Origin of the sequence: Mycobacterium angelicum, from assembly GCF_002086155.1 — a bacterium.
In the GTDB taxonomy this organism is placed as follows: Bacteria; Actinomycetota; Actinomycetes; order Mycobacteriales; family Mycobacteriaceae; genus Mycobacterium; species Mycobacterium angelicum.
This window is the reverse complement of record NZ_MVHE01000140.1, coordinates 1-4290: the sequence shown is the minus strand read 5'-3', so window position 1 is coordinate 4290 and position 4290 is coordinate 1. Positions and strand designations below refer to the sequence as shown.

Below are 4290 nucleotides of genomic sequence, written 5' to 3'. Positions count from 1 at the left end.
GGTCGAAGACCAGGGTGGAGGGCAGGGGTAGGCCGGTGTGTCGGGCCAGGGTGTTGCGCAGTTGCAGGGCGGTCAGGGAGTCGATGCCGAGGTGTTTGAAGGGCTGGTCGGGATCGAGGGTGTCGGGGTCGGGGTGGGCCAGCACGGTGGCGGTGGCGGTGCGGATCAGGGTGGTCAGGGTGGCGCGTTGTTGGTCGGGGGTGTGGCCGGCCAGTTCGGCGGCCAGTCCATCGGGGATGGCTGTTGGTGTGGGGGTGGTGTGGGTGGTGAGGTCGGTGAGCAGGGGGTGGGCGCGGCGGGTGGTGAAGACGTCTTGGAATTGGTTCCAATTGACCTCGGCGAGGGTGATCAGGGTGTCGTCGGCGTCGAGGCATTGTTGTAGTGCGGCAAAGGCGGTGTCGGTGCTGAATTGGTGCAGTCCGATGCGGGCCAGGTAGTCCAGGGTGTCTTGGGAGCTGGTGCGTTCATCGGCCCAGGTGCCCCAGGCCGGGGCCAGCGCGTGGCAGCCGCGGGCGCGCAGTTGGGTGCTCAGGGCTTCCAGGTGGGCGTTGGCCGCGGCGTAGGCGCCTTGGCTGGTGCCGCCCCAGGTGGCTGCGGCTGAGGAGAACAGGACGAAGGTCTGCGGTGGTTGCTCGCCTAGTGCGCTGATGAGGTTTTCTGCGCCCAGGGCCTTGGCCCGGTAGGTGCGGTGGAATTCCTCGACGGTGAGCTCGGTGATGGGGGCCCAGCCCAGAAACGCTGCCGCGTGCACGACGGTGTCGATGGGTCCGTGGTCGGCGCGGATCTGCTCGATCATGCGCGTTACCGCGGCGCTGTCGGTGAGGTCTACCGAGACGACGCTGGTGCTCACCCCGGCGGCGTGGAGTTGGTTTTCGAGGTCGACGACCTGGGGGGCGCTGCCTGCGGTGCGGCTGGCCAGCACCAGGTGCGAAGCGCCGGCGTGGGCGAGCCAGCGGGCGATGTGTGGCCCCAGTTGGCCGGTGATGCCGGTGATCAGCGCGGTGCCCGAGGGTTTCCACGGGGGCCGGTGTTGGCTGGGCAGCGGGGCCGGGCGCAGGCGGCGGGCGTGCACCCCGTGGCGGCGCAGGGCCAGCTGGTCTTCGGTTTGCGGGCAGGTCAGGATCGTGTGCAGGCGGGTTAGGTCGTGGGGTGCAGGAGTGAGGGGTAAATCGATGAGTCCGCCCCACCAGTCGGGATGTTCCAGGCACACCGATTGGCCCAGACCCCACACGGCGGCCTGGTCAGCGGTCAGCGGCGGTTCCTGCTCGTCGAGTTGGGCTCCGCCCTGGGTGAGGATCCACAGCGGCAGATCCAGCCCGTTGTCGTCGTAGGCCTGAACCAGGGCCAGGGTGGACAGCACACCGGCCGAGGGCACCGCGGCGGCGGTGGGCTCGGGAAGGGCAAGCAGCGACAGCACACCGTCGCAGTCATGGGTGGTGGCTTGTTCGTTCAGCAGTGCAGCCAAGCCGGCGCGGTCGAGGCGCTCGAGATCGACGATCGCGGTAGCGAATTCGTCGGGGAAACGATCCAGCAGGTCCTGTAGCCAGGGGTTGTCGGCGTGGCCGGGATGGGTGAGGACCAGCCATCGTGGCCGGGTCGCAGGGAAGCTGGCCGGGGTGACGGCTTGCCAGCTCACCTGGTAGCGCAGCTGGTCCACCCGAGCGCGTTCGGCCAGGTGTTGGCGCCAGTGCCGCAGCGCGGTCACCATCGGACCCAGCGTGTGGGTGCCGTCGTGGATACCCAGGACCTGTGCCACGGTGTCCACCGCGTCGGCGTCCACGGCTTGCCATAACTCGGCTTCGGCGGGGTCGCCGACCGTACTTGAAGCCGGCGTGGTCAGCCAGTACGGGCGGCGTTGGAAGGGGTACGTGGGCAGCGCCACAGTGGCAGCGCCGGGATACAGGATGCTCCACGATGGGCTGTGGCCGTGGATGTGCAGCTGGGCCAAAGCCGCGGCCAGGGTGTCCAGATCCGGCAGGTCACGGACCAAGGTGGGGATCACCGCCGAGCCGGCCTGCTCGGCGCTCGCCACAGTGTCGGTCAGCGCGGAAGCCAGAACGGGGTGCGGGGACAGCTCGACAAAGATGCACGGGCCGTCGGCGATAGCGCGGGTGGTGGCGTCGTGGAAGCGGACAGGTTCGCGCAGTTGGCGTGTCCAGTAGCGCGGGGAAGTGAGTTGATCGGTGGTGGCGGGTTGGCCGGTCAGGGTGGAGATGATCGCGGTGGTGGGTGGGCTCCAACGCAGCGAAGCGGCGATGGTTTCGAATTCGGGCAGAGCGGGATCCATCGACGCCGAGTGGAAGGCGTGGCTGACGCGCAGTGGGGTGGTTTTGTACCCCGCGGCGCCGCAGCGTCCGGCGAGTTGGTGCAGTTGATCCTCCGGGCCGGAGACCACGAGGGCGGTGGGGCCGTTGACCGCGGCCAGCTCGAGCTGGGGGTAGTCGGCCAGCAGGGTGTCCAGGTCGGCTTCGTTGGCGACGACGGCCATCATGGACCCGGGCGTGCAAGCGCCCATGAGTCGGCCGCGGGCGCTGACTAGGACCGCGGCATCGGCCAGCGACATCACCCCGGCTACATGGGCGGCCGCTAGTTCGCCGACCGAGTGCCCGACCAGGGTGTCGGGGTGGATGCCGGCCTGGGTGAGCACCGCATGCAGGGCCACCCCGATGGCGAACAGTGCGGGCTGGGCATAGGCGGTGTGGCCCAGTAGCTCGGCCTGTGCGGTATCAGGGGCGGCGAAGATCACCTGGGCCAGCGGGACCTCGAGGTGGGCGTCAAAGGCCGCGCAGACCTCGTCGAAAACCCCAGCAAAACCGCGGTGGCCGGCGTAGAGCGCGGTGGCCATCCCCGGGTATTGGGCGCCTTGACCGGGAAACACGAACACCGTCTTGCCGGCGTGATGCGCCTGAAGGTGGCCCGCGGCTACCCCGGGATGAGGCTGATCCCGGAACAGGGCCTGCAGGGCCTCCAGCAACTCCGCGCGAGGGTCGCCCGCACTGGCCGGGACGGTCAGGGCGCCGCGGTGGGCATGGTGGCTGCGGGTGGTGGCCAGGCTGTACGCCAGATCGGTCAGATCAATGTCGGGGTGATCGAGCAGATGCTGATGCAGCCGGGCCGCTGCAGCCTGCAGCGCCATCGGGCTGCGCCCCGACAGCGGCCAAAACCGCAGCGGTGACGGCCCCGCCGCGACGGGCGCGTTGGCCGGTGGTGGGCTGGGAGCCTGCTGGACGATCACATGCGCGTTGGTGCCGCTGATCCCGAACGACGACACGCCCGCCGTGCGCGGATGCTCGCTCGCCGGCCAGGGCCGCGTTTCGGTGAGCAGCCGGAGCCCTCCGGCAGACCAGTCGATATGCGGGCTGGGTTCATCGGCATGCAGCGTCGGCGGCAATACCGCGTGCTGCAGGGCGGTGATCATCTTGATCAACCCCGCCGCGCCCGCGGCGGCCTGAGTATGGCCGATGTTGGATTTGACCGACCCCAACCACAACGGCCGCTCAGCACAGCGCTCAGCGCCGTAAGTAGCCAACAACGCCCCGGCCTCGATCGGATCCCCCAGCGTGGTGCCCGTGCCGTGGGCCTCGACCACATCCACCTCGTCCAGGCCGATCCCTGCATTGGCCGCCGCCTGGGTGATCACGCGTTGCTGAGCCGGCCCATTGGGGGCGGTCAACCCATTCGAGGCGCCGTCCTGGTTAACCGCGGAACCGGCGATCACCGCCAACACCGGATGTCGATGGCGCTGAGCCTCACTGAGGCGTTCCAACACCACGATCGCCGCGCCCTCGCCCCACCCGGTGCCATCGGCGGCCGCGGCGAATGCCTTACACCGGCCGTCCACCGACAACCCACGCTGACGAGCGAACTCGATAAAGGGTGCGGGGGTGGTCATGACGGCGACTCCACCGGCCAACGCCAGACTGGATTCGCCGTTACGCAACGACTGACACGCCAAATGCGTAGCCACCAACGACGACGAACACGCCGTATCCACGGTGATCGCCGGCCCCTGCAACCCCAACACGTACGCCACCCGCCCCGACGCCACACTCGTCGCAGACCCCGTCAACCCATAACCCTCGGAGCCGTCTGATCCGATAGCACCGCTGAGCCCGTAGCCCTGCACGCCGATGCCGGCGAAGACCCCGGTGTTAGTGCCCTCCAAGGTCGCCGGGTCGATCCCGGCGGCTTCCAACGCTTCCCAACACACCTCCAACAACAGCCGCTGCTGGGGATCCATCGCGGTGGCCTCACGCGCCGAAATCCCGAAGAACTCGGCATCAAAGCCGG

Annotated in this window: 1 protein-coding gene; it reads right to left on the bottom strand. The window is 69.0% G+C overall.

Going from position 1 to position 4290, the window contains the following annotated elements; genetic code table 11:
- A partial coding sequence (locus BST12_RS28400; protein ID WP_083116491.1) for a type I polyketide synthase occupies positions 1 to 4290 on the bottom strand: 4290 nt, incomplete at both ends.